A 5,295-nucleotide genomic window follows, 5' to 3' on the forward strand; every position below is an offset into this window, starting at 1 on the left:
GAGTCGGGGTCGGAGCGGCAGTGCCGGGCGTCGTTGCCGGGCGCCGGATGACTTCGACCGCGGGAATCACCCGCCGTGTCTTCCTGTCGTTCACAGTCGTACGTTACCTGATGCGAGTTTTCCGGGCATGCCCGGCTTCACGGCTGGAGGGATGCTGAAAGATCGACCTTCCACCCGGACGGCTCACGGACCATCCGGACCTCGTGGGAGTTGCCTCCCGCACGCACGAGCACTGTCGCCACGTCTCCCTCCTCCCGGACCAGCGAGACCTCCGTAACATCCGGAGGCGGAGGGACATTCGCGAAGAAGAGGGCCAGGGGCTCCGGCTTTTCTTCACCACCGGAGGCCGCGCCCACCACCTGCGCCCGCTGCGCCAGCGCGTCCTGGGTGGGCTTGGACAGCGCGCCCCACGCCTGCTGCAGCTCCCCTCGCTTCACCAGCCGGTGGAAGGACGTGTAGGCGTCCTGCGGGGTGCCGAAGCGCGGCCGGTTGCAGCCACCCAGGCCCAGCACCAGGACCAGCGCTACCAGCCAGGGCATCGTCGCGGAGAGACGCATGGGGACAGGGGTTTAGGTCAAAGCGTCGCCGGGGGAAAGCCCGAGGTTCGGACATGTCACGCGGCGTGCTGATGGACGCGATTGCGGCCTGCTCCCTTGGCCGCATAGAGGCAGGCGTCCGCGGCCCGCAGCAGCGCCTCCACGCTCGGGAGGTCGCCCGACGGCACCGTGGCCACGCCCAATGACGCGGTCAGCCGCACGCACTGCGGCTTGCCACTCCCCCCCACATGCTCCAGCTCCAGGGCGGCGATGGCGTCGCGCACCCGCTCGCAGACCCGGAGCGCATCCGCGGGGCCCGTCTCCGGGAGCAGGGCGATGAACTCCTCGCCGCCGTAGCGCGCCAGCAGGTCCACCTCCCGCAGCCGCGCCCGCGCCGCCTGGGCCACGGTCTTCAGCACGTGGTCCCCGAAGGGGTGCCCGAAGCTATCGTTGATGCGCTTGAAGTGGTCGATGTCCAGCATCACCAGGGACAGGGGCGCCCCATATCGCCGCGAGCGGGCGAACTCGTCGTTCAGCCGCTCCTCCAAGGCGCGCCGGTTCGACAGGCCGGTGAGGGCATCCGTGCGGGTGAGCGTCAGCAGCTCTTCGCGCCGCGCCGCCAGCTCCTTGTTGGCGCGGTCCAGCTCGCGGTTCTTCTCCACCAGCGCGTCCTGCAGCGCCTTCAGCCGCAGCATGGACTTCACGCGGGCCGACAGCTCGAGCATGTCGAAGGGCTTCACCAGGTAGTCATCCGCCCCCAGCTCCAGCCCCTCCACCTTTCCCGCGGCCTGCCGGGCCGTCATGAGAATCACGGGGATGAAGCCGAAGCCGTCCTCACCCGCGTTCGCCTTGACGATGCGGCACACCTCCACGCCGCCCAGCCCCGGCATCTCCACGTCCATGAGGATGAGGTCGGGGCGGGACTCCCGGATGGCGGACAGCGCCTGGGCACCATCATGCGCCTCGGTGAAGACGTAACCGTGAGGGGCCAGGCCGTCGCGCACGTGCCGGACATGCACCGGGTCATCGTCCACGATGAGCACCGTGCGGCCACTGAGCTCCCCTCCGGGCGGGGCACGGCGGGCGACCTCCAGCGTCCTCTTCCGTTCGCCATCCGCCATGAATGTCTCGCCCCCCGGTGCGGTCGTCCCGCGGTGCGGGGTTGCCCGCCATTCTCACGGCCCGTGCCTGGGATGCAAGCGGCTCGGCGAGCGCCCGTGGCGCCGACGTCAGGCAGGCTTCAGTAGCCGCGCCCGGTACACGGGCTCGCCGCTGGCCAGGTAGCGGCGCTCACGCGTGGAGGGCACCTCCTCCGGGTCGTAAGGATGGAAAACGCCTGAACCCAGGGGGTTCTTGAAACCAGCGGATTCCAGGATGCTGAGCATCGTCACGCCGCGGTCCTGGACGTCGGTGCGCATGTCGAAGCGTCCGCCCGGTGCGAGCTTGCCGTACAGCAGCTCGGCGAACGCGGGCTGAATCACGGCGCGCTTGGCGTGGGAGCGCTTCCACCAGGGGTCGGGGAACTGGAGGTGGATGGCGGCGAGCGAGCCGGGCGCGAAGATGCGGGGCACGATGGCGCGGGCATCGGCTTCGATGACGCGCAGGTTGCGCAGGCCCGCCTTGTCGCCGCGGTCCTGGGTGTCGCGCGCGTACTTCTTGCGCCACTCGAAGGCGACGAAGCGCACCTCGGGGTGGCGGCGGCAGTACTCCAGGGCGTGGCCGCCGACGCCGGAGCCGATCTCCAGCTCGAGCGGTCCGCTGAAGCCGAACTCGGCGTCCCAGTCCGGTGGGGTCTCCAGCGTGACGAACTTGAGGCCGACGGGCTCGGGGAGCAGGCGAGGACGGGTCATGGGCGGGCGCCACCAACCATGGCGACGACGGGTTTGGCCAGGGAAAAACGCGAGGCCTGGAGTATACGGGAGCCCATGAAGGTCTTCCCTGCGGTGGCGGACGCGGGCCGAGCGCTGGCCGGACAGGCGCTCGCGCTGGGCAACTTCGACGGTGTGCACGTGGGCCATCAGGCCCTCTTCGCGGAGGCGCGTCGCCACGGGCGGGCCGCCGCCTTCACCTTCAATCCCCACCCGGGCAAGGTGCTCCAGCCCGAGCTGGCGCCGAAGCTCATCACCCTGCTGCCACGCAAGCTGGAGCTGTTCGAGGAGTGCGGGCTGGACGCGGCGGTGGTGCAGCCCTTCTCGCGCGAATACGCGCGCACGCCGCCCGCGGACTTCGAGGCCGCGCTCTTCGACGCGCTCGGCGTCGCGCACGTCGTGGTGGGCAGTGACTTCACCTACGGCGCTGCCCGGCGCGGCACCGTGGAGACGCTGCGCGAGGCGGCGGCCCGGCGCGGGGCGACGGTGCACGTGGTTCCGCCCGTCACGGTGGATGGCGTGGTGGCGTCTTCATCACGCGTGCGCGAGTACATCCTGGAGGGGCGCGTGTCCGCGGCGCGGCGGCTGCTGGGCCGTCCCTTCGACCTGGACGGCACGGTGGTGACGGGCGCGGGGCGGGGACGGGGCATTGGCTTCCCCACGGCGAACGTGGACACGCAGAACGAGCTGCGCCCCGCACCGGGCGTCTATGCCATCCGCGTCCAACTGCCGGGCGAGTCAAAAGGCACCTGGCATGGCGGCGCGGCGAACATCGGTGTGAAGCCCACCTTTGGCGGCACGGAGGTGACGATTGAAGCGCACCTGCTCGACTTCACCGGCGACCTGTACGGCAAGGAGCTGCGCGTGCAGTTCCTCGACCGCCTGCGCCCCGAGCAGCGGTTCGGCTCGGTGGTGGAGTTGACGGGGCAGATCAAGCGTGACGTGGAGGCCGCGCGCGCCGTGATTGCGCGCGCGGAGGGCTGAGCAATTTTCCCGTGTCCGTTCAATGGGTTGTGACAGCAGGGGAGCAGGCGAGGGCGCCTTGACGCGCGCGCGCGGCTCCCCTCTAATTCGCAATCAGGAACCGTGCCATGGGGTGTGAGTCACCCGGGCACCGCTCCCGCGTCTTTGAGCTCGGAGGCGGGCCCCCGCCCGTTTCTTTCTTCTTCAAGGAAGAGGCATCAACGAATGTCCGGTCGACTCGGTGAACTGCTGGTTCGCGAGAACCTCATCTCCGTGCAGCAGCTGCGCAAGGCCCAGGAAGAGCAGCAGAAGAACGGCACGCGCATCGGCACCGCGCTCGTCAAGACGGGCGCCATCGAGGAGTCGAAGCTGACCGACTTCCTCTCCAAGCAGTACGGCGTGCCGGCCATCAACCTGAAGGACTTCGACGTCGAGCCGGACATCATCAAGCTGGTGCCGAAGGAAGTGGCGGAGAAGCACCTGGTGGTGCCCGTCAACCGCGCGGGCCCGTCGCTCATCGTGGCCATGTGCGATCCGTCCAACATCTTCGCGGTGGACGACCTGAAGTTCCTCACGGGCTACAACATCGAGACGGTGGTCGCCTCGGAGGTCTCCATCCGCGAGGCCATCGAGCGCTACTACGCGGAGAAGGGCCCGTCGCTGGAGGACATCGTTGGCGACGTCGGTGACGACATCGAGGTCACCAAGGAAGAGACGGAGAACATCGATGAGATGGCCAAGGCCGCGGACGACGCGCCCGTGGTCAAGCTGGTGAACCTCATCCTCATGGACGCCATCAAGAAGCGCGCGTCCGACATCCACGTCGAGCCGTACGAGAAGGACTTCCGCGTCCGCTTCCGCATCGACGGTGTGATGTACGAGGTGATGCGCCCGCCGATGAAGCTGCGCAACGCGATTACGTCGCGTTTGAAGATCATGGCCTCGCTGGACATCTCCGAGCGGCGCCTGCCGCAGGACGGCCGCATCAAGATCAAGATGGGCGGCGGCAAGGAGATGGACTTCCGCGTGAGCGTGTGTCCCACGCTCTTCGGCGAGAAGGTCGTGATGCGTCTGCTCGACAAGAGCAACCTCCAGCTGGACATGACGAAGCTGGGCTTCGACGCGCAGCCGCTGGCCTGGTTCAAGGAGGCCATCGACCGGCCCTACGGCATGGTGCTGGTGACGGGCCCGACGGGCTCGGGCAAGACGACGACGCTGTACTCGGCGCTCGCCAGCCTCAACGGCCTGGACACCAACATCTGCACCGCGGAGGACCCGGTCGAGTTCAACTTCGCCGGCATCAACCAGGTGCAGATGCATGACGACATCGGCCTGAACTTCGCCGCGGCGCTGCGCTCCTTCCTCCGCCAGGACCCGGACATCATCATGATTGGTGAGATCCGTGACTTCGAGACGGCGGAGATCGGCGTGAAGGCGGCGCTCACGGGCCACCTGGTGCTCTCCACGCTGCACACCAACGACGCCCCGGGCACGGTGAGCCGTCTGCTGAACATGGGCATCGAGCCGTTCCTCGTGACGGCGTCACTCAACCTCATCCTCGCCCAGCGTCTGGCGCGCCGGCTGTGCCCGGCGTGCAAGAAGCCGGCGGAGAACGTGGACGAGCAGGCGCTCATCGACGCGGGTGTTCCGCCGGACAAGATTGGCACCTTCACGATGTACGAGAAGGTCGGCTGCCGCGACTGCAACGACCGTGGCTACCGGGGCCGCGTGGCCATCTACGAGGTCATGCCCTTCTGGGACGGCCTCAAGGAGTTGGTCATCAACGGCGCCTCCGCCGCGGAGCTGAAGCAGGAGGCCATCCGCCTGGGCATGAGCAGCCTGCGCATGAGCGGTCTTCGCAAGATGATGGACGGCGCCACCACGTTGGAAGAGGTGGTGGGAAACACCGCCCCGGACCGCTTCTAGTC

5 protein-coding genes are annotated in these 5,295 nt (G+C 68.4%); 2 read left to right on the plus strand and 3 right to left on the minus strand.

Annotated features, from left to right (window positions below; translation table 11 throughout):
* Positions 1 to 137 precede the first annotated feature (137 nt).
* From G4D87_RS33200 to trmB, 3 genes are all read right to left on the minus strand, one after another.
* The gene (locus G4D87_RS33200; protein ID WP_163786696.1) at positions 138 to 557 is read right to left on the minus strand and encodes a hypothetical protein; all 420 of its coding nucleotides are present in this window, start codon (positions 555 to 557) and stop codon (positions 138 to 140) included.
* A 56-nt stretch (positions 558 to 613) separates the two neighbouring features.
* Entirely contained in the window at positions 614 to 1,657 is a 1,044-nt protein-coding gene (locus G4D87_RS33205; RefSeq protein ID WP_163786697.1) for a diguanylate cyclase, read from the minus strand.
* 108 nt (positions 1,658 to 1,765) lie between these two features.
* A complete protein-coding gene (trmB, locus tag G4D87_RS33210) occupies positions 1,766 to 2,386 on the minus strand; it encodes a tRNA (guanine(46)-N(7))-methyltransferase TrmB (RefSeq protein ID WP_163786698.1) in 621 nt (206 codons plus the stop codon).
* A gap of 75 nt (positions 2,387 to 2,461) precedes the next feature.
* Between trmB and G4D87_RS33215 the strand changes: the two genes are divergently transcribed.
* Positions 2,462 to 3,388 carry a bifunctional riboflavin kinase/FAD synthetase gene (locus tag G4D87_RS33215; protein ID WP_163786699.1) on the plus strand — a complete coding sequence of 309 codons (927 nt, stop codon included), beginning with the start codon at positions 2,462 to 2,464 and terminating at the stop codon, positions 3,386 to 3,388.
* 204 nt (positions 3,389 to 3,592) lie between these two features.
* Positions 3,593 to 5,293: a type IV-A pilus assembly ATPase PilB gene (gene pilB, locus G4D87_RS33220; RefSeq protein ID WP_163786700.1), complete on the plus strand. Its 1,701-nt coding sequence runs from the start codon at positions 3,593 to 3,595 to the stop codon at positions 5,291 to 5,293.
* Positions 5,294 to 5,295: the final 2 nt, after the last annotated feature.

Origin of the sequence: Myxococcus vastator (assembly GCF_010894475.1) — a bacterium.
GTDB classification, from domain to species: domain Bacteria; phylum Myxococcota; class Myxococcia; order Myxococcales; family Myxococcaceae; genus Myxococcus; species Myxococcus vastator.